Source organism: Enterobacter sp. EC_50, from assembly GCF_019584525.1.
In the GTDB taxonomy this organism is placed as follows: domain Bacteria; phylum Pseudomonadota; class Gammaproteobacteria; order Enterobacterales; family Enterobacteriaceae; genus Enterobacter; species Enterobacter roggenkampii.
In genome coordinates, this window is the sequence record NZ_VDAF01000003.1 from 228,462 (window position 1) to 247,958 (window position 19,497).

Annotated in this window: 19 protein-coding genes; 8 read left to right on the forward strand and 11 right to left on the reverse strand. The window is 56.0% G+C overall.

Going from position 1 to position 19,497, the window contains the following annotated elements:
* Positions 1–66: 66 nt before the first annotated feature.
* The 3 genes from ybiJ to mcbA form a co-directional block, all read right to left on the reverse strand.
* Positions 67–327 (reverse strand): DUF1471 family protein YbiJ, encoded by a 261-nt coding sequence (gene ybiJ, locus FHC48_RS04410; protein WP_013097471.1) that lies wholly within the window; start codon positions 325–327, stop codon positions 67–69.
* 285 nt (positions 328–612) lie between these two features.
* Positions 613–879 carry a DksA/TraR family C4-type zinc finger protein gene (locus FHC48_RS04415; RefSeq protein ID WP_059362992.1) on the reverse strand — a complete coding sequence of 89 codons (267 nt, stop codon included), beginning with the start codon at positions 877–879 and terminating at the stop codon, positions 613–615.
* A 121-nt stretch (positions 880–1,000) separates the two neighbouring features.
* A complete protein-coding gene (gene mcbA, locus FHC48_RS04420) occupies positions 1,001–1,267 on the reverse strand; it encodes a DUF1471 family periplasmic protein McbA (protein ID WP_021240977.1) in 267 nt (88 codons plus the stop codon).
* A 243-nt stretch (positions 1,268–1,510) separates the two neighbouring features.
* On the opposite strand from mcbA, the gene rlmF reads away from it, so the two are divergent.
* Positions 1,511–2,422, forward strand: coding sequence for a 23S rRNA (adenine(1618)-N(6))-methyltransferase RlmF (gene rlmF, locus FHC48_RS04425; protein ID WP_008501167.1), 912 nt, complete (start codon positions 1,511–1,513; stop codon positions 2,420–2,422).
* 48 nt (positions 2,423–2,470) lie between these two features.
* Here the strand turns inward: rlmF and ybiO are convergent, their stop codons facing one another.
* The 6 genes from ybiO to rhtA form a co-directional block, all read right to left on the reverse strand.
* Positions 2,471–4,684, reverse strand: coding sequence for a mechanosensitive channel protein (ybiO, locus tag FHC48_RS04430; protein ID WP_059362994.1), 2,214 nt, complete (start codon positions 4,682–4,684; stop codon positions 2,471–2,473).
* Between the two features lie 124 nt (positions 4,685–4,808).
* Positions 4,809–5,531, reverse strand: a complete 723-nt coding sequence (glnQ, locus tag FHC48_RS04435; protein WP_008501169.1) for a glutamine ABC transporter ATP-binding protein GlnQ — start codon at positions 5,529–5,531, stop codon at positions 4,809–4,811.
* Entirely contained in the window at positions 5,528–6,187 is a 660-nt protein-coding gene (gene glnP, locus FHC48_RS04440; RefSeq protein ID WP_003858462.1) for a glutamine ABC transporter permease GlnP, read from the reverse strand. The genes glnQ and glnP overlap by 4 nt, the downstream gene beginning before the upstream one ends.
* A 93-nt stretch (positions 6,188–6,280) precedes the next feature.
* Positions 6,281–7,024: a glutamine ABC transporter substrate-binding protein GlnH gene (gene glnH / locus FHC48_RS04445; protein ID WP_008501170.1), complete on the reverse strand. Its 744-nt coding sequence runs from the start codon at positions 7,022–7,024 to the stop codon at positions 6,281–6,283.
* Between the two features lie 362 nt (positions 7,025–7,386).
* Positions 7,387–7,890, reverse strand: coding sequence for a DNA starvation/stationary phase protection protein Dps (gene dps / locus FHC48_RS04450; protein WP_008501171.1), 504 nt, complete (start codon positions 7,888–7,890; stop codon positions 7,387–7,389).
* 299 nt (positions 7,891–8,189) lie between these two features.
* Positions 8,190–9,077, reverse strand: a complete 888-nt coding sequence (gene rhtA, locus FHC48_RS04455) for a threonine/homoserine exporter RhtA (protein WP_046092309.1) — start codon at positions 9,075–9,077, stop codon at positions 8,190–8,192.
* 354 nt (positions 9,078–9,431) lie between these two features.
* Between rhtA and ompX the strand changes: the two genes are divergently transcribed.
* Positions 9,432–9,950, forward strand: coding sequence for an outer membrane protein OmpX (gene ompX, locus FHC48_RS04460; RefSeq protein ID WP_008501173.1), 519 nt, complete (start codon positions 9,432–9,434; stop codon positions 9,948–9,950).
* A gap of 159 nt (positions 9,951–10,109) precedes the next feature.
* Here the strand turns inward: ompX and FHC48_RS04465 are convergent, their stop codons facing one another.
* Positions 10,110–11,693 carry a phosphoethanolamine transferase gene (locus FHC48_RS04465; protein ID WP_059362999.1) on the reverse strand — a complete coding sequence of 528 codons (1,584 nt, stop codon included), beginning with the start codon at positions 11,691–11,693 and terminating at the stop codon, positions 10,110–10,112.
* Between the two features lie 283 nt (positions 11,694–11,976).
* Entirely contained in the window at positions 11,977–12,105 is a 129-nt protein-coding gene (gene mntS / locus FHC48_RS04470) for a manganase accumulation protein MntS (RefSeq protein ID WP_046092307.1), read from the reverse strand.
* A gap of 183 nt (positions 12,106–12,288) precedes the next feature.
* On the opposite strand from mntS, the gene mntR reads away from it, so the two are divergent.
* The 6 genes from mntR to FHC48_RS04500 all read left to right on the forward strand — a co-directional run bounded on the left by mntR (position 12,289) and on the right by FHC48_RS04500 (position 19,300).
* Positions 12,289–12,762 (forward strand): manganese-binding transcriptional regulator MntR, encoded by a 474-nt coding sequence (mntR, locus tag FHC48_RS04475; protein WP_008501176.1) that lies wholly within the window; start codon positions 12,289–12,291, stop codon positions 12,760–12,762.
* The gene (locus FHC48_RS04480) at positions 12,759–13,868 is read left to right on the forward strand and encodes an anion transporter (RefSeq protein ID WP_055322262.1); all 1,110 of its coding nucleotides are present in this window, start codon (positions 12,759–12,761) and stop codon (positions 13,866–13,868) included. The genes mntR and FHC48_RS04480 overlap by 4 nt, the downstream gene beginning before the upstream one ends.
* Before the next feature lie 101 nt (positions 13,869–13,969).
* The gene (locus FHC48_RS04485; RefSeq protein WP_021240968.1) at positions 13,970–15,064 is read left to right on the forward strand and encodes an HlyD family secretion protein; all 1,095 of its coding nucleotides are present in this window, start codon (positions 13,970–13,972) and stop codon (positions 15,062–15,064) included.
* On the forward strand, positions 15,061–16,632 hold the full coding sequence (locus tag FHC48_RS04490) for a DHA2 family efflux MFS transporter permease subunit (protein WP_008501179.1): 1,572 nt from the start codon (positions 15,061–15,063) through the stop codon (positions 16,630–16,632). Before FHC48_RS04485 ends, FHC48_RS04490 begins: the two co-directional genes overlap by 4 nt.
* A complete protein-coding gene (locus FHC48_RS04495) occupies positions 16,632–18,155 on the forward strand; it encodes an efflux transporter outer membrane subunit (RefSeq protein WP_059363001.1) in 1,524 nt (507 codons plus the stop codon). Before FHC48_RS04490 ends, FHC48_RS04495 begins: the two co-directional genes overlap by 1 nt.
* A 104-nt stretch (positions 18,156–18,259) precedes the next feature.
* Positions 18,260–19,300 carry an aldo/keto reductase gene (locus tag FHC48_RS04500; protein WP_059363002.1) on the forward strand — a complete coding sequence of 347 codons (1,041 nt, stop codon included), beginning with the start codon at positions 18,260–18,262 and terminating at the stop codon, positions 19,298–19,300.
* Positions 19,301–19,497: the final 197 nt, after the last annotated feature.

Here is a 19,497-nt window from a genome sequence, read left to right on the forward strand (position 1 = left end):
AGGGTCAATGAGGGTTGGAGCAGCTCACCAGAGGGTTTGGCGAGGGGACAGCATTCATTCAGGCGATTATTTGTAGATAACCGCGGTACCGCTCAGCTTGTTATTGCCGTTAGCGGAGGTAATGGTGTATCCGCTTGCACCGGCAGCAGCTGCTTTCTCAGCCAGTTTGGCTTCCAGACCGTCCAGGGTGGTCGCGCCATCAGCACTCACCACACCGACTTTGTTCATGTTCTGTGCCTGAGCAGAAGAGACTGGCTCTACGGCGAAAGCGCCGAAAGACAGAGCGGACAGGGCAACAGCAGCTACAGCATATTTGATGGTTTTCATAAGTAATCTCTCGCAGGTGTTTCTGTTAAGGGGACGATGTTCCGTCGATGTGATGAGTATCACGTTTTTTCTTGAGAGATAAAATCGAAGAGAATTGACGTGGTCAATCAAAAAAATTGAATGACAAATAACTTATTGATTACTAATAAATTCAAAGTGGCGCTTTACACTTCTTGTGGATGCGCTTTACAGAACAAAAATGAAGGGCACATTTTGCTACGCGGTTCGCTAAAAATCGTGAGCGTAAAGGTAAGCGCCCCGGCGGTTAACTTAGGTAAAGGAAAGTCAACGTAACTGGCTGTCTTTCGAACCTCTGCGATTATAACCTGAATATGAAGCATTTTTTGAATCTTTATTCTGCTGGCAGGTAATGCATAACCTTACCCCTGGAATGGCTTTTCGCCGCGCCTCCGGGATCGGCTCTCCACACTCTTCGCACTCCTCCAGGCTTTCGCCGCGCGGGATTTCACCGCGAGCGCGCGCAACCGCATCTTCAATCGTACTGTTGATCTGTTCGTTTACGGCGTCATCATTCGCCCAACCGGAAGCCATAGCATCCTCCTGAAATGGTGTTATGCCCTGCTTTTAATGTGGGGTTAAAAAATGAACAATCAAGGCGAGGAAGAGAGCAAACTGCATCTGGCAGGCAGATGCAGTCATGGGGTGGGGCAGATTATTTATAGATGGTCGCTGTGCCGTACATATGGTTATCTCCGCCAGCGGAATTCACCACGAAGCCTTTTGCACCTTCCTGGCGGGCTTTTTCCGCCAGTTTATTCTGCAGATCGTCCAGGTTACTTGCGCGGCTTACGGAGACGGTGCCTGCAGGCTGAAGCTGGCTGGTGTCGGTACTCTGGGTCAGCGACTGAACGGCCATCGCAGAAAATGACGCGGTCGTCAGGGCGGCGGCGATAACAACAAGGGTCAGGTACTTTTTCATAATCACATCCTCATGAGGAAACAACAGGTGATTCCCCTTAAGTTTAGAAGCCTGACGAGTGTGACTTAGCGCAAATATTTGATGATGATCTGCTTATTTTTTGAACGATAAAAATTGACATTACGCTGACAGATCATAGACATAAAGGTGTTTGATTTATGGCGGCTTTTTCAGCGCCGCAGAGAAAGATTTACCGTTGGGCCAGCAAAGAGTATCTTACGCCGCTGTTTAAAGGAGAACGCCATGACTTCCCAAAAGCCGGGATTGCACCCACGAAACCGCCACCGCAGCCGCTACGACATGAATGCGTTATGCCTGAGCTGCCCGCCGTTAAAGGACTATATTGTCCAGACCCCCGCGGGTGAACCTTCGGTCAACTTTGCTGACCCCCAGGCGGTTAAAATGTTGAACAAAGCGCTGCTCGCACATTACTACGGTGTGGCGAACTGGGATATTCCGGAAGGCTTTCTCTGCCCACCCGTTCCGGGCCGCGCGGATTACCTTCATCACCTTGCCGATCTTCTGGCTGAAGACCGTGATGGCATTATTCCTCAGCAGGCGACCGTGCTGGATATCGGCACCGGGGCGAACCTGATTTACCCGCTGATCGGCGCGCATGAGTATCACTGGCGCTTTACCGGAAGCGAAATCGGTGCCGAGGCCTTCGCCAGCGCCCAGGCGATTATCAACGCGAACCCGGGATTAAGCCGCGCCATTCGCCTGCGTCGTCAGAAAGAGGCCGCCTCAATCTTCAACGGCATTATCCATAAAAATGAAACCTATGACGCCACGATGTGCAACCCGCCGTTCCACGATTCGGCGGCAGCGGCCCGCGCGGGCAGCGAGCGCAAGCGCCGCAACCTGGGTCAGGCTGAAGACGCCGCGCTGAACTTCGGCGGTCAGCAGCAGGAGCTGTGGTGTGAAGGCGGCGAGGTGGCCTTTATCCTGCGCATGATTGCGGAAAGCAAACAGTTTGGCCGTCAGGTGAAGTGGTTTACGACGCTGGTTTCCCGCGGAGATAACCTGCCGCCACTTTACCGCGCGCTCACCGAAGCGGGCGCGGTGAAAGTAGTGAAAAAAGAGATGGCGCAGGGCCAGAAGCAAAGCCGCTTTATCGCCTGGTCATTTATGGACGATAACAAACGCCGCAAATAGCGCTGCGTCGCAGGCCGGGTCAGGCGAAGCCGCCACCCGGCAACCCGTCTACAGCGTCGGCTCCTGCGGAGGGAGCGGCGCTGCGGGCGGCGGCAGGACCTGATACGTCTGTACCGGCATCCGCACGTTCGCCAGATCGAAGTGCTTTTTCACCATGCTGTCGAGCGCAAAGCGCACCGTCCACTGCTTCAGCGGCTGGGTGGTGAACGACACGCGCAGGGTAAAGGCCGTGTTCGTCAGCCCGACAATGCCGGCAAATGACGGCTCGCCAATCACCAGCCCGCGAATATCCTCCATCTGCATCAGCTCTTCTACCGCATCGCGCAGCGCCTGCTTCGCTTTATCGGCATCCTCATGACGATCCACATCGTAGTTCGCCACCACGGAACCAATGCCGCGCACAAAGTTGGCAAAGGTGGTGATCGAGGACCAGGGGATGATGTGGTACGCCCCGGTATCCTGACGCACGCCCACCGAGCGAATCGACATCCGCTCCACCGTGCCGGTCAGCGGCCCGATGGTCACCAGATCGCCCGTGTTCATCCCGTTCTCAAACTGGATAAAGATGCCGGTAATAATATCCTTCACCAGCGTTTGCGACCCGAAGGAGATCGCCAGCCCCAGGGCACCTGCACCGGCCAGCAGCGGGGCGATATTCACCCCGATTTCCGACAGCACAATCATGATGGTGATGGTACTGATGATGACCGCCAGCGCGTTGCGGAACAGCGTCAGCAAGGTGCGGGCCCGCGCGCTGGGCAGGGGCCTGCCGTGAATATCTGACACCAGACGGTTCTCGATGAGGCTCGCCAGCAGCGTCCAGCCGACGGCAGAGAAGAACAAAATCAGCGCGATGCGAATCAGAATGTCGACCGTTTTTTCACCTGCGCCGTTATGCAGCCAGTTCCAGAAATCAAACAGGCTCCACGCGTTAAGGAGCAGCATGATCGCCACGCAGACGGTGAGAATGCGCGCCACCTTGAGGGATACCGACATCCAGCCGTTCACCCGTTTTTGCAGTTCCGGGTAATTACGCTGTACCTGCGGCGACAGGGTGATGGTTTTCGAGATCCAGCGCGACAACAGCCCCGACACAAACGCCGCAATGCCGATAATCGCCAGGCTTTTGAATGTTGCCCCCATCATAAATTTCAGGCTGTTTCCCGGGTCGAACAGCGAGAAGAAGCACAATACGATGAAGTAGGCGCTTGCCAGCCAGTGCCACACCAGGGCGAATGCGCGAATAAACAGGCTGAAGAACGAGAGGGAACGATCGGCCAGTTGCAGCAGGCTCTCAGTGATGGTCTTTTTATTGTGGAAGATAAGGTACAGCGACCAGACGGTAATGCAGAGCATGATAATGACGTTTGCCAGCGCGCCAAACTGGACGTTCACCTGGTTGGAGATGATCGGCACGGCAACCAGCAGACCGTAGCCAATCAGCCCGCTGAGCACGCTCAGGCGCAGCGCCCAGTATGTCGCGCTCTCGTCCCGAATGGAGAAGGGACGCAGCGCCGGCACGTGAGGGCAAAAGAGTAACCGCAGCAGCGCCTTGAAGAACTCAATCAGGGCAAAGGCATTCAGGAAAAGCGACTGCTGGAAGGCGATGGTTTTGTTGCCCGCGTTCAGCCTGTCGGCCAGCATCTGGCCTAAGAACAGCGTCAGCGCCAGCAGCAGTAAATCGATGATAAAGGCTGAGGCGATCATCAGCGGCAGGTGCAGCCAGCTGCTTTTCTGCTGATTCTTTCTGCGTCCCCATTGCCCCATTTTGCGGTACAGCGGCCACGCGCACAGGCGCACCAGCCAGTAAAAAAGGAATACTGCACCGGCCAGCATCAGGAACTGCATGGCGGCGGCGGTAAACGTTTGTGCGTTAAACGGCTTATGCGGTGAGCCAATCAGGTTGCGGTAGAGCTGGGCAAAGCGCGAGGAGAGCGCTTCCCCATAGTGGCGGCTCACGTCGGTGACATTTTCCAGCACCGTTTTTTGCTCCTCCACCTGCGGAGGGGTGAGGGTCGGAACGGTTTCCTGGGGCGGCGTGGCGGCGGCTTTGCGCAACTGCTCGATTAATTCCTTTCGGGAGGTGTCGTTCTCAAGAACGTCGGCAAGCGCGCCGTAAGCCGCTTTCTTCTGTTCAACATCCGGTTCCGGAGGGGGCGTATTTTGCTGGCTGGCGGTTGTTCCGGTGGTCACACCGGGGATCGCGACGGCGAACGATGGCGCACTAAACAGGCTAATCAACAGCAACAGGATCCACGGCACGGCGTCCTCCGGTGAAAATGTCGAACAAAATGATAAGTATAGAAGTCGGGACGCGGAGGGGGATTTTTGGGAACAATCTGGCGTAAAAAAGCCGGGCAGGCCCGGCTTAGCGTAACGCGAGGGATCAGGAGACGTGCTGCAGGAACTCCTGCAAACGCGGGCTCGGCGGGTTCGCAATCAACTCCTGCGGGTTACCGTCTTCCGCGATACGGCCTTTATCAATAAAGATCAGGCGGGACGCCACTTTCTCCGCGAAGCCGATTTCGTGGGTCACGATAACCATCGTCATCCCTTCTTCCGCCAGATCCTGCATGACCTTCAGCACCTCGTGACGCAGCTCCGGGTCGAGTGCGGACGTAGGCTCATCAAACAGCATCAGCTTCGGTTTGACCGCCAGCGCACGGGCAATCGCCACGCGCTGCTGTTGACCACCGGACAGCTCGGAAGGGTAGTGATGGGCGCGTTCTGCGAGGCCGACCTTCGCCAGCAGATCTTTCGCCAGCGCTTCTGCCGCCGCTTTGTTGGCACCGCGCACGCGCAGCGGGCCAAACATCACGTTCTCCAGCGCCGTCAGGTGCGGGAACAGGTAGAACTGCTGGAACACCATGCCCGCTTCCTGACGAATCAGACGGTCATCCACTTTCGGGTCATTCACCTTCAGACCGTCGACAATCAGGTCGCCGCTGGTGATCTCTTCCAGCTTGTTGATGCAGCGCAGCAGGGTCGACTTACCGGAGCCGGATGGCCCGATAATCACCACCACTTCACCCTGTTTGATGTTCAGATCGATATTGTGCAGCACCTGGGTTGGGCCAAAGTGCTTGGAAACGTTTTTAAATTCAATCACAGGATTTTCATCCTTCTTTCAAGACGACGCAGAACGAAGCTCAGAACCAGAGTAATGATCAGGTAGACAACGGCCACCGCACTCCAGATTTCCAGCGCGCGGAAGTTGCCAGCAATGATCTCCTGCCCCTGACGGGTCAGTTCGGCCACGCCGATAACAATGAACAGCGACGTATCTTTAATGCTGATGATCCACTGGTTACCCAGCGGTGGCAGCATGCGACGCAGCGCCAGCGGCAGAATAACGTGGCGGATCGTTTCGCGACGTGAAAGGCCTAATGCCAGACCGGCTTCACTGAACCCTTTATGAATCGACAGCACCGCACCGCGGGTAATTTCCGCAATGTAGGCGCCCGAGTTGATCATAATGGTGACGACGGCGGCGCTGAACGGGTCGATGCGCAGGTCGGTGAATGCCATAGGCAGGGCGAAGTAGATGAACATGACCTGCACGACAATGGGGGTGCCGCGGATCACTTCGATGAAAACCAGTGCGATGTGGTTTGCAATCCAGCCACCGTAGGTGCGGGCGAAACCGGCGACAAGACCGATAATCAACCCGCCAACCAGACCCAGGACCGAAATCCACAGGGTCATTTTAGCGCCTTCAAGCAAGAGTGGAATGGCAGGCCAGATGGCGCTCCAGTCAAACTGCATGATGTATTCCTGTATACCGTGGTGAAAAACGAAAAACGTAGGCCCGGTAAGCGGCAGCGCCACCGGGCGTTACAAACCTGAATTCAGGTGAAATTATTTAGGCTCGGTACCGAACCATTTTTTGTAGATTTCGTTATAGGTGCCGTTCTCTTTCAGCGTTTTCAGCGCGCCGTTAACTTTCGTGCGCAGGTCGTCGCTGCCTTTCGGGAAGGCGATACCGTACTGCTGAGCTTCCAGAGATTCGCCCACAGATTTGAACTTGCCGTTGCCCGCGGTTTTGATGAAGTACAGGATGTTTGGCGTGTCGTGCAGCACTGCGTCAGCGCGGCCGGTACCCAGTTCCATGTACGCATTGTCGATGTTCGGGAACTGGCGCAGGTCTTTGGTTTTGATATTCGCTTTCGCGTAATCAACTGACCCGGTGCCGCTCTTCACTGCCACCACTTTGCCGTCGAGATCTTTCACGCTTTTTACGTCGTTATTATCGGCTTTGACCATCACCAGCAGGCCGCTTTTGTAGTAGCCGTCAGAGAAGTCGATCGCTTTTTTACGCTCGTCGGTAATGGTGATACCCGCCAGCGCCAGATCAACGTTCTTGGTTTGCAGTGCCGGGATGATGCCGCTGAAGTCCATCGGCTTCAGGGTGTAATCCAGCTTGAGTTCTTTTGCGACTGCGGCCCACAGATCCACATCAAAACCAACGTATTTATCACCCTGTTTGAATTCAAACGGAACGAACGCCGTGTCGGTCGCCACAACCAGTTTGTCGGCAGCCTGAGAGGACACCGCAAAAGCCAGGGTAAGTGCAGCCAGTGAAACTTTTAATACAGACTTCATAGCATTTCCTTTTATATCCACGGGGCGATCCCCTGCGAGAACAGGTGGCACAATGAAAAAATCGTGCCAACTTTACAAGCTGTTGTTTTGCAAAGGGGATGATGTCATGCATTGCACAATAAATGGGGCAATGAGGTTTTATTGCACCAAAGTGAAGCACTGTTTTGGTGCGCTTCGTTTGGCTCAACTGACAGGGAGTTATTTAGCGTAAATTCTGACGAAAAAACAATCTTCCGTTAACGGTTGTGTGAGGTGATTATTACAATTTCTTCACTTTTGCACGTTCTCAGGCAAAAAACGTGCACCATAGATGTGCAAAACCCTCACCGGAAGGCGAGGGTTTGATAGAAAATTCGTATGAATTATTCGATGTTAGATTCGATGAACCACAGGAACTGATCCAGATCGCGGGACGCGGCGGTGAAGATATCTGCGGTATCTTCGTCTTTCGCTTCGCTAATCGCTTTGCGCACATCGTTCGCCACAATCGCGTAGCGGTCCGCCAGCTCTTTCAGGTGATCCTGAACGGTATGGATATCCAGCGGATAGCTTTTCAGCGGGGTTTTGCTGTTGATCACCTGTGTGGTACCCAGCGCCACGCCGCCTAACTGAACGGCACGTTCAGCCATCGTATCGAGGTGGGTAACCAGTGCTGTGCGGAAGCCATCCAGCATTTCATGAACGGCAATAAAGTTTGCACCGCGCATATTCCAGTGGGCCTGTTTGGTGATCAGCGAAAGATCGATGAACTGGATCACCTGGCGATTCAGCAACTCAATGGTCGCTTTTTTGTCGCTGTCCGATACATCGTTACGGGTATAAAGCAGATTAGACGCTTTCGTTTTCACCAGTTTAGCGGTACTCATAATCTCATATCCTCTTGATGTTTATGTCCCAGGTAATTACGGAACTAAGTATAGCACCGGATTTTTTCTCTGCGGTTTGGCTGTGCCTATCGGTTTAATAGCGAGAAAGAGGTTGAGAATTTAATCTATTGAAAATATTGAATAATTTTTAAATTGATACAGATCAATCTTAATTGCTGGATGAGGAAGTCAGCGCAGAGGGATATTTAGCTGGCAGGAATCAGAGTGTAAGAAATTATAACGACTGTCTTTTTGGCCTTTATTCTGCATGGCGTGGAAGCCATGCAGAATATATGGCCTTAGTTGATATCCACTTTCTCAACTTTAGGTTCGGGGCGCATGGTGAGCGTCGATCCCATTGATGCCGCGATAATCGAGCAGAGCGCCAGCGTCTGGATCAATGTCAGGGTTTCACCGAGAAACACCATCCCGGAAATGGCTGCAAGCGCAGGCTCCATGCTCATCAGGGTGCCAAATATGCGCGTCGGCAGACGCGTAAGGGCAATCATCTCCAGAGAGTAGGGGAGTGCGGTAGAGAGAATCGCAACCGCCAGCCCGATGGGCATGACGGACCATTGCCAGATCGATTCTGTCGCCTGCGCCATGCCGATGGGCACAAACACGATGGCCGCAATCAGGGAACCCAGCGCCACCGTTGCCGGTCCGTGCTCTTCCCCTGCGCGCTGGCCGGTGAGGATATAGACAGCCCAGCAGGCACCTGCGCCCAGCGCCAGCGCTGCTCCCGTCAGGTCAATCTCAGAAACACTCTGGCCCAGCGGCAGCAGGAACCATAAGCCCAGTACGGCCAACACGACCCAGATAAAATCGACCGGACGTCGGGAGGAGAACAGCGCCACCGCCAGCGGGCCGGTAAACTCCAGCGCGACGGCAATACCCAGCGGTATCGTCTGGATGGAGAGATAGAACAGGTAGTTCATCGCCCCCAGGGAGAGTCCATAAAACAGCAGCGGTAAACGCTGCTCCTTTTTAAAGCGCAGTCGCCACGGTTTGAAAATGACCACCAGTATCGCCGTGCCCAGAACAATACGCAGGGCGGTCACCCCGGGCGCGCCAACCAGTGGAAAAAGCGATTTTGCCAGCGAGGCGCCGCTTTGAATGGACAACATGGCAATGAGTATGACTGCAACCGGCAACCAGACCGACGACGTGCGGGATAACCCAGGCATCCTTTCTCCTGTCAGCTTATGTCAAATGAGGTAAAGGTTGCAGTGTAAAGGAAATATGCGGCGACGGTTGAGGCGCTGTTGAAAAAAAAGCAGGTGAAATCCGTAAAATGGATAAGCGCTGGTGGATTTATCGCCTGTCAGATTAGGAATAATCTGGATGAATGTAACGGCGCAGACGCGCACTATGCGCATTTAGTAGTGAAAATTGCATGTGATTTGAAAGAGATAGCTTACGCTGGAAACGTTCTGTTACAGGAAAGGTTTCATTAGACATCACGAATCACAAAGAGTTTCGCAAATTTTTTTGATATATTTAAAACTTACGGACTTACTTGGATCACATTTGAGGTGGTTATGAAAAAAATTGCATGTCTTTCAGCACTGGCCGCTGTACTGGCTGTTTCCGCAGGTACCGCTGTAGCTGCTACTTCTACTGTTACTGGTGGTTACGCTCAGAGCGACTATCAGGGCGTGATGAACAAAGCTAACGGTTTCAACCTGAAGTATCGTTACGAGCAGGATAACAACCCACTGGGCGTGATCGGTTCTTTCACCTACACCGAGAAAGATCGTTCTGAAAACGGCGCATACAACAAAGGCCAGTACTACGGTATCACTGCTGGTCCAGCTTACCGTCTGAACGACTGGGCAAGCATCTACGGTGTTGTAGGTGTTGGCTACGGTAAATTCCAGCAGACCGAAAACGAAGGTCTGAACCGCACTGCAAGCAACAGCGACTACGGCTTCTCCTATGGCGCAGGCCTGCAGTTCAACCCAATCCAGGACGTTGCTCTGGACTTCTCCTATGAGCAGAGCCGTATCCGCAACGTTGACGTTGGCACCTGGATCGCGGGCGTAGGTTACCGCTTCTAATCACTTCGGTGATTAAATAAAAAATCCGCCCACTGTGGCGGATTTTTTTTGTCGAAGATAAAAGCAAAACGGCAACCTGAGGTTGCCGTTTTGAGTGTTGGTTCCCTCTCCCCGTGGGAGAGGGCCAGGGTGAGGGCATCGGTCCGCACGAGACGGCAATTACTTATTCTTAATATCAAAAATATCCGTACCCAGATGGTTGTAGTCAACTTTCTGTAACTTGAAGTTGGTAACGTACACTGGGGGAGCTTTCTTGTTAGAGACAAACGGGTAAGCGTTTTTTATCTGCCCGGCGGTAATCCCCGTCCACTGCGAGAAAAACTGCAGGAAATCATTTGCTGAACGGCGTGCTTTAATGACGCGATGCGTTTTATCGTCACTCGACAGCACCATAAACGGCACCTGGAAGTTCTGCTGGAACTTGTCATCGTGCGCCAGATACTGCACCTCTTTACCGCGCTCTTTAAACGCCAGCCCGTGATCCGAGAAATAGACCATGGAGAAGCTGTCGCCCGTATTGCGCAGCTGATCGTACAGCTTGCTCAGCAGGTCGTCGGTTTGCGTCATGGTGTAGAGATAGCAGGAGGTCTCTTTGGACTGCACAAACTCCGCGTACTTTCCGCCTGTCCGATCGCAGGCCTGTGGGTGCGACCCCATGAGGTGCAGGACGATCAGCTGCGGCTGGGTGCGCGGGGTGGCGAAGACCTGCGCCGTCATTTTCAGCAGCGCTTCGTCTTTAGTGTTTTTGTCAGCTTCAAAGTCGCCATTTTTCAGGAACTGCACTTCGTCAGCCCGTTTGGCGATGCTGGCAATCGCCGTATCGTATTCGCCAATTTGCCCCTGATTAGAGAACCACCACGTCTGAAAACCCGCGCGGTTTGCCAGGGTGACGAAATTATCCTGATACTGCGGTTTGCCATCCACCACCCGGTTAAGGGTCAGACCGAGTGATTTCTGCGTCGAGCCGCTGGCCGCGACATAATCGGTAAAAAGGGTGCCTTTTACTGAACTCGCAAACGGGGTGTTATTCCAGTGGCCGCCAAACGCGCCCATTGCATCGCGACGCGCGCTTTCACCAATCACCACTACATAGGTGTGATATTTCGGCTTCACGGCCAGCACGTTCCAGGTGTCTTTCATATTGGAAAGCTCAGCCATGCGGGCCTGTTCGTCGAGAACCTCTTTATTGTTAACAACGACGTCTTTCACGAAGCGGAAAACCGGGTAGCCGATATTGGTGAGCCTTAGCTTACCGTCCCAGGGAATGTTCTGGATGGGGGCGACAAACGCCACGGCAATGCTGAACACCAGACAGAGTATTTCGATCTTACCCCAGGATTTTTTCTCGCCCGGCTGACGACGAATGGCGATAACGCCCAATGCGAAGATAAAGAGCCCGACCACGTAGCTGTACCACGGGAAGATCGTCAGGATCTCCGTCGACTCTTCCATATTGGTCGAGTGCAGCGCCAGAAGGGTATTAAAGTTTGGTGAGCCGTACGCCTGACCAAACGGGAAATAGAGTGCCGCAACCAGCGAACAGATGCCGATTAACGCTTTTTGCGCGCGCGGGGCGGCGCGCCATAGCACATGCAGAATGCAGGTGAAGGCCACCGCGTAGAGCAGACTAAAGGGATAACCCAGCGCAAAGTTAATCAGTAATGACTGCAAAAAGTAAAAACCCGTCCACGGGCTTAAGGCCCGGCTGCGGGTCACAACGGTATCTATCAGGGTTACATTCATAGGTCACTATCATGGATGAAAACGCCATGTGCTCACCCTGGCGTCAAGGGTCATAACCTGCCTGACAGTGCGTGGAGAGGGAATGAGGGTCCGCTTCAGCGAGCCGCAAATTGTGCAGGGCTGCAAGAAGATAGTGCGAGCGCTAAATAATATCAACAGTTGCTAAGCAGATGTTTTGCGAAGGGGATTGCAAATCCGTAAAAAAGATCGGGAATAAGGCGGCTGGAAGCCAGTTTAGAGCGAGATTGTGACGGGAAAATGAAGCGGCGTACCGCAACGCCGCTTAGTGGGAAGGTTTGTCATCCTGATGCGGTTTACCGTTTAACATGTCGCACAGCATGTTCAGCAGCATTAAGCGCACTTTAAAGGGGGAGTGGGTAAACACGGTCATGCACCTCTTGAATTCGTTCATAAGACCTCCTCATTTTTGATCCCTTCGATCCGTGAAGGGTGACTGCATTACATACAGATATAGCACAGGCTATATTGTATAGCTATGGCTATTTCGTTAATTTTTTGTGCTTGTGGAGGGATGGTTTACAATGTGCGCTCTCGATACCGGGCGCTGGAAGCGTCACCCCACTGAGGAAGTACAATGAACCGTCGCGCAGGTAAGCCAACCATTAAAAAAACGACGCAACTGGTGAATGTTGAAGAGCATGTCGAAGGTTTTCGCCAGGTCCGAGAAGCGCACCGGCGTGAACTGATTGATGATTATGTTGAACTCATTTCCGATCTGATTCGTGAGGTCGGGGAAGCGCGTCAGGTCGATATGGCCGCCAGGCTGGGGGTATCGCAGCCAACTGTCGCAAAAATGTTAAAACGTCTCGCCTCCGTGGGCCTAATTGAAATGATCCCCTGGCGCGGGGTCTTTCTGACGCCGGAAGGGGAGAAACTCGCGCAGGAGAGCCGCGAGCGCCACCAGCTTGTCGAGAATTTTTTACTGGTGCTGGGCGTCAGCCCGGAGATTGCCCGCCGGGATGCGGAAGGCATGGAACACCACGTCAGCGAAGAGACGCTGGTGAAGTTTCGCGAATTTACCCTTAAATATGGTCCCTCCGCTGAATGAAAATCCCTGGACTGCAGGCCCTGACACGCGATCGTTTCTTCCATCTCTTATTACTCATTGGCGCAGGGTTAAGCCTCTTTGTGCCGTTTGCGCCGCAGGCCTGGCCCGCTGCCATTGACTGGCGCACCATCATTACCCTGAGCGGCCTGATGATGCTCACCAAAGGGGTTGAGCTGAGCGGCTATTTTGACGTTCTGGGCCGTAAAATGGTGCGCCGCTTTGCCACCGAGCGCAGGTTGTCCCTGTTTATGGTGTTTTCCGCCGCGGTGCTGTCGACGTTTCTGACCAACGACGTGGCGCTGTTTATCATCGTGCCCCTCACCCTCACGCTGCGTAAGCTTTGCGAGATCCCGGTAAGCAGGCTGATCATCTTCGAAGCGCTCGCCGTTAATGCCGGTTCTCTGTTAACGCCCATCGGTAACCCGCAAAATATCCTCCTCTGGGGCCGTTCCGGGCTGTCCTTCGCCGCTTTTACCTGGCAGATGGCGCCGCTGGCGCTGGTGATGATGCTGTCGCTGCTGGCGGTCTGCTGGTTTGCGTTTCCGGATAAAAAACTGCAGTACCACAGCGGCACCACGGGCCCGCAGTGGCAGCCGCGTCTGGTCTGGAGCTGCCTCGGGTTATATATCGTCTTTCTGTTCGCGCTGGAGCTGAAGTATGAGGTGGCGGGCGTGTTGCTTGTCGCCGCGGGCTTTGTCGTCCTCGCGCGGCGCGTGCTGGTCAGCGTGGACTGGACGCTGCTGCTGGTCTTTATGGTGATGTTTATTGATGTGCATCTGCTTATCCAGCTTCCGGTGCTGCAAAACGTGCTCCACAGCGTCAGCACGCTGTCTCAGCCGGGACTGTGGCTGACGGCGATTGGCCTGTCGCAGTTTATCAGCAACGTGCCTTCCACCATTCTGCTGCTCAACTATGTTCCGCCGGACACGCTGCTGGCCTGGGCGGTGAATATCGGCGGGTTTGGGCTGCTGCCCGGCTCGCTGGCCAACCTGATTGCCCTGCGCATGGCCAACGATCGCCGCATCTGGTGGCGCTTCCATCTCTGGTCAATCCCGATGCTGGTTTGGGCCGCGGCGATCGGTTTCGGAATATTCCTTCTCATATAGTGCGCAATTTGTCAGTTTTTCCTGGCAAACGTATAGCAACGTCCTAGCTTTAGTGAACGGCATAGTGTGATGCCGCTCACTGACAGGACTGTTGCTGAACTATGGCTGAAGATCAAAATCCGCCTGCTGACGAGCAGGACAAAAACAATAATGAGCGTAAGCGCCCGGGCAAAAAACCGTTAATTATCCTCGGCATTGTCGTGGTGGTGATGGTCGTCGTGGCGCTGGTCTGGTGGTTTTTAACCCGTAACGAAGAGACGACTGACGACGCCTTTACCGACGGCGACGTGGTGACGATTGCCCCGAAAACGGCAGGCTACGTCACCGAGCTGCGGGTGCGCGATAACCAGCGCGTGAAAAAAGGCGATCTGCTGGTGGTCATCGATCCGCGTGATACCACCGCGCAGCGCGATCAGGCTCAGGCCCAGCTTGGGCTGGCCATCGCGCAGTTGCATCAGGCTCAGGCGCAGCTGGCGCTCTCAAAAGTGCAGTATCCCGCCCAGCGTGACGAAGCCAAAGCGCAGGTGTTAAAAGCGCAGGCCGATCTGGCGAACGCGCAGGCGGAGTACCGTCGCCAGCGCGGCGTCGACCCGCGGGCAACCACCCAGCAAAGCATTGATTCCGCGAATGCGCAACTGCGCAGCGCCCAGGCGGGGCTGGCCAGCGCCCAGGCGCAGCTGGAAGTGGCAGAGCAGGTACAGCTGCAAATCCGCCAGCAGGAAACCAACGTTGAAGCGCGCGAGCGTCAGGTCGAACAGGCCAAAGCGCAGCTGGAAACGGCCAATCTGAACCTCTCTTACACCGAAGTTCGCGCCCCGTTCGACGGGTTTGTCACCAAACGCAACGTGCAGCCCGGTACGCTGGTGCAGGCGGGTACGGCGCTGTTCTCGCTGGTTTCGCCGAACGTGTGGGTGGTGGCGAACTTCAAAGAGTCCCAGCTTGAGCGCATGAAGCCCGGTGATAAAGTCACCGTGTCGGTCGACGCGTGGCCGGATATGGCGCTTGAGGGCCACGTTGACAGTATCCAGCAGGGCAGCGGCTCGCGCTTCTCCGCCTTCCCGGCTGAAAATGCCACCGGTAACTTTGTCAAAATTGTGCAGCGCGTGCCGGTGAAAATCGTGATTGATAAGGGGCTCGATCCGAACAAACCGCTGCCGCTGGGGCTGTCGGTCGCGCCGAAGGTGACGGTGGAATGACGGATCACAGCCACGACAGCTGGAAGCCCGCCAGCAATCCGTGGGCGGTGGCGATTGTCGTCACCCTGGCGGTGTTTATGGAAATTCTGGACACCACCATCGTGAACGTGGCGCTGCCCCACGTGGCAGGTTCGCTCTCGTCCAGCTATGACGAATCCACCTGGGTATTAACCAGCTACCTGGTCGCGAACGGCATCGTGCTGCCCATCTCGGCGTTTCTGAGCCGGGTATTTGGCCGCAAGCAGTTCTTCCTGATCTGCATCGTCATGTTCACCGTCTGCTCGTTCCTCTGCGGCATCGCCACCGAGCTGTGGCAGATCATCCTGTTCCGCGTGATGCAGGGCTTTTTTGGCGGCGGGCTGCAGCCCACGCAGCAGTCGGTACTGCTCGACTACTTCAAGCCGGAGGACAGGGGCAAAGCGTTCGGCCTTTCCTCCATCGCGATTATCGTTGCACCGGTCCTCGGCCCGACGCTGGGGGGCTGGATCACCGACAACTACTCCTGGCGCTGGGTGTTCTTCATCAATATCCCGGTGGGGATTGTTACGGTGCTGGCGATCTACCAGCTGCTGGAAGATCCGCCGTGGGAGAGCAAATCAAAAGAGAAGCTGACCATCGACTGGACGGGGATCGGCCTGATCGCGCTGGGGCTGGGCTGCCTGCAGGTGATGCTTGACCGGGGAGAAGATGAGGACTGGTTCTACTCGAACTTTATCCGTACCTTCGCCGTGTTAACGCTAATCGGCATTATCGGTGCCATTTACTGGCTGGTGTATGCCAAAAAACCGGTGGTGGATCTGCACTGCATGAAGGACCGCAACTTTGCAATTTCCAGCCTGCTGATGGCGGGGATGGCGATGATTTTGTACGGCAGCTCGGTGGTGATCCCCCAGCTGGCGCAGCAGGATTTAGGCTATACCGCCACCTGGTCCGGGCTGGTGCTGTCGCCCGGGGCGGTGCTGATTGTATTAACGATCCCGCTGGTGCTGAAGCTGATGCCGGTGGTGCAGACGCGCTGGATTATCGCCTTTGGCTTTACCTGCCTGGCGGTGTCGTTCTTCTGGTCGCGCACGCTGACCCCGGATATCGACTTTGAAACCCTGGTGCTGTTCCGCAGCGCCCAGTCGCTGGGGCTGGGGTTCCTGTTTGTGCCCCTGACCACCATTGCCTTTATTTCGATCCCAAGACGGCTGAATGCCGACGCGGCGGCGCTGTTCACTATGTTCCGTAACGTCGCGGGCTCGGTCGGGATCTCGCTGTCGACGGCGGCCATCACCGAACGGTCTCAGGCGCATAGCGCGCACCTTGCGTACCACGCCTCGCCGTTTAACGAACAGTTTCAGCAGGCAATACGCGAAAGCGCCCAGGCGATCCAGAACTTCACGACCCAGGTGGGCGATCCCACCGGGATTGCCACCGGACGCCTGTACCAGACCATGATCGAGCAGTCGCGCTTTTTGGCCTACATCGACGTCTTCACCCTTCTGAGCGCCGTGGCCTTGCTATTGATTCCGTTTTGTTTGTTGCTCTCGCCGGTTAAGAGCGAGGGGAGTGCAGGAGCACATTGATGATACACAGACGTTTACACCCCCTGATGATAATGATGCTGCTGGCAGGCTGCGCCGTCGGGCCGGACTATCAGCCGCCCGCGCCGCCTGCCGTGACGCACTGGAACGATAAGGGCGACAGCGGGGTAAAATCGCAGACGACCTCCGCCGCGACCAACCCGCGCTGGTGGAAGACCTTCGGCTCGGCGCAGCTCGACAGCCTGGTCGAGCGCGCCATCGCCGGAAACCTGACGCTGCAGCAGACGGTGCTGCGCATCGCCGGCGCGCGCGAGCAGATTAACCAGGCGGGCGGGGCGTTTTACCCGTCGGTGAACGGCAATCTGCAGGCGACGCGCCAGCAGCTCGGGCTGGAAGGGGAGCTGAAATCCCACGGCGTGTATGACCAGCTGGATAATGTCGATCCTGAGCTGCGGGGCGCGTTAGGCCCCCTGACGCAGCCGATCAACCTCTACCAGGGCAGCTTCGACGCCCAGTGGGAAATTGACCTCTGGGGCAAGGTGCGCCGACAGGTGGAAGCCGCCGAAGCGCAGCAGAAAGCCGCTATCGAGCAGCGTAACGACGCGCTGGTGTCGCTGGAGGCGGAAGTGGCGCGCGCGTGGCTCCAGCTGCGCGGGGCGCAGAGCATTATCGCCACGCTGAACACCCAGATTAAAAGCGCGCAGCAGACGCTGGATCTGACCGAAAGCCGCCAGCGCGGCGGGCTGTCGCCGCAGATGGATGTAGAAAATGCGCGTGCACAGCTGGGTAACCTGGAGGCGCAGCTGCCGCAGTACCAGGCGCAGGCGCGGCAGGCGATGAACGGTCTGGCAATTCTCCTTGGCAAGCCGCCGGGGGCGCTGGATGCGGAGTTACAAAGCGTGCAGCCGATGCCCGCATTGCCGGATATCGTGCAAACCGGCATTCCGTCTACGCTCGCGCGACGCCGTCCGGACGTGCGCGAAGCGGAGGCGAATCTTCATGCCGCCACGGCGCAGATTGGCGTCTCGGTGGCCCAGCTGTTCCCGAGTTTTACCCTCTCCGGGCAGTTTGGCCTGCGCAACAGCGAAACCAACTGGCTGACCGACTGGAGCAGCCACTTCTACAGCTTTGGCCCGCAGGTCTCCATCCCCATCTTCCAGGGCGGTCGACTGGTCTCCAGCGTGAAGGTGGCGCGCGCGCAGCAGGGGTCCGCGGTGCTGGACTATCGGCAGACGGTGCTCACCGCGCTCGGCGATGTCGAAAATGCGCTGGTGAGCTATCGCACCGACCAGCAGCGTGAAGCGGGTCTCGCAAAAACGATCGACGCTTTGCAAAACGCCTTTGATTTAGCCAGCGACAGCTACCGCCAGGGGATCGCCAGCTTCATTGACGTGCTGGACGCTCAGCGACAGCTGGCGCAGGCCGAGCAGCAGCGCGCGCAGGCGCAGGTGCAAAGCGCGCTCGATCTGGTGGCGCTCTACAAGGCGCTCGGTGGCGGCTGGGAGCCGTATCAGCAGGTGCAACTGCCGGACTACAGCGTCTTTGGCGACGCCCCGCGCGGATAAAAATTCAGAGGATTGGGCAAGAAACGGACAGGAACGCCACATTCGCGATGGCAGAGGGGCGGGTATAACTAACAGACACCCAATCGACATGCGAGGAAAGCGTTATGCGTTATCAAAAACTGGGCAATACCGGACTGTTCGTTTCTGAACTCTGCCTCGGCACCATGACCTTCGGCGGTGAAGGCGGCATGTGGGGCAAGATTGGTCAGCTCCAGCAAAGCGAAGCAGAACAGCTGGTGGGCCGCGCGCTGGATGCCGGGATCAACTTTATCGACACCGCGGACGTTTACTCGGAAGGGCGTTCGGAGGCGATCGTCGGCCAGGCGCTGAAAAACCTGAAAATTCCGCGCGAGAACGTGGTAGTCGCCACTAAAGTATTTGGCGAAACGGGAACGGCAGGAGTGAACTCGCGCGGCAGCTCGCGCTATCACATCATCAGCAGCGTGAAGGAGAGCCTGCGCCGCCTGCAGCTGGATCATATCGATCTCTATCAGCTGCACGGCTTCGACCCGGCCACGCCGATTGAAGAGACGCTGTATGCGCTGGATAACCTGGTGCAGCACGGCCACGTGCGCTATATCGGCGTCTCGAACTGGGCGGCGTGGCAGATTGCCAAAGCGCTGGGCATTTCCGAGCGCCTCGGGCTGGCGCGCTTCGCATCCCTCCAGGCGTATTACACCATCGCCGGACGCGATCTTGAGCGCGAGCTGGTCCCCATGATGCAGAGCGAAGGCGTCGGGCTGATGGTCTGGAGCCCGCTGGCAGGCGGCCTGCTGAGCGGAAAATATGGCCGCGACGGGCAGAGCGAAGCCGGTGGTCGTCGTCTGGAGTTTGACTTCCCGCCGGTGAACAAAGATCGCGCTTTCGACTGCGTGGACGTGATGCGCACTATCGCCGAAAGCAAGGGCGTCTCCGTCGCGCAAATCGCGCTGGCGTGGCTGCTGCACCAGAAAGCGGTGACCAGCGTCATCATTGGCGCGAAACGCGTTGAACAGCTGGACGACAACATTGCCGCCACCGGGATCCTTCTCAGCGAAGACGAGCTTCAGCAGCTTGATGCGGTGAGCGCGCTGCCGCGGGAATATCCTGGCTGGATGCTGGAGCGGCAGGGGGAGTATCGCCGCAATCAGCTCGCGCAGCAGTAACCTTTCTTTTCCCCGGTGGCGCATCTGTATGACCGGATACATAGGTGACAGATCAGACCGGGAACATAGGTAACACTTTTACTCTATCCGCACCACACTCTGGGTTTTTCGGTCGTAGTACGCAAGCGTTATTCCGTTGAAGATGATGGCCTCCAGGCCATCATCCTGTTCTTCCAGCATGATGTACTCATCAGTCA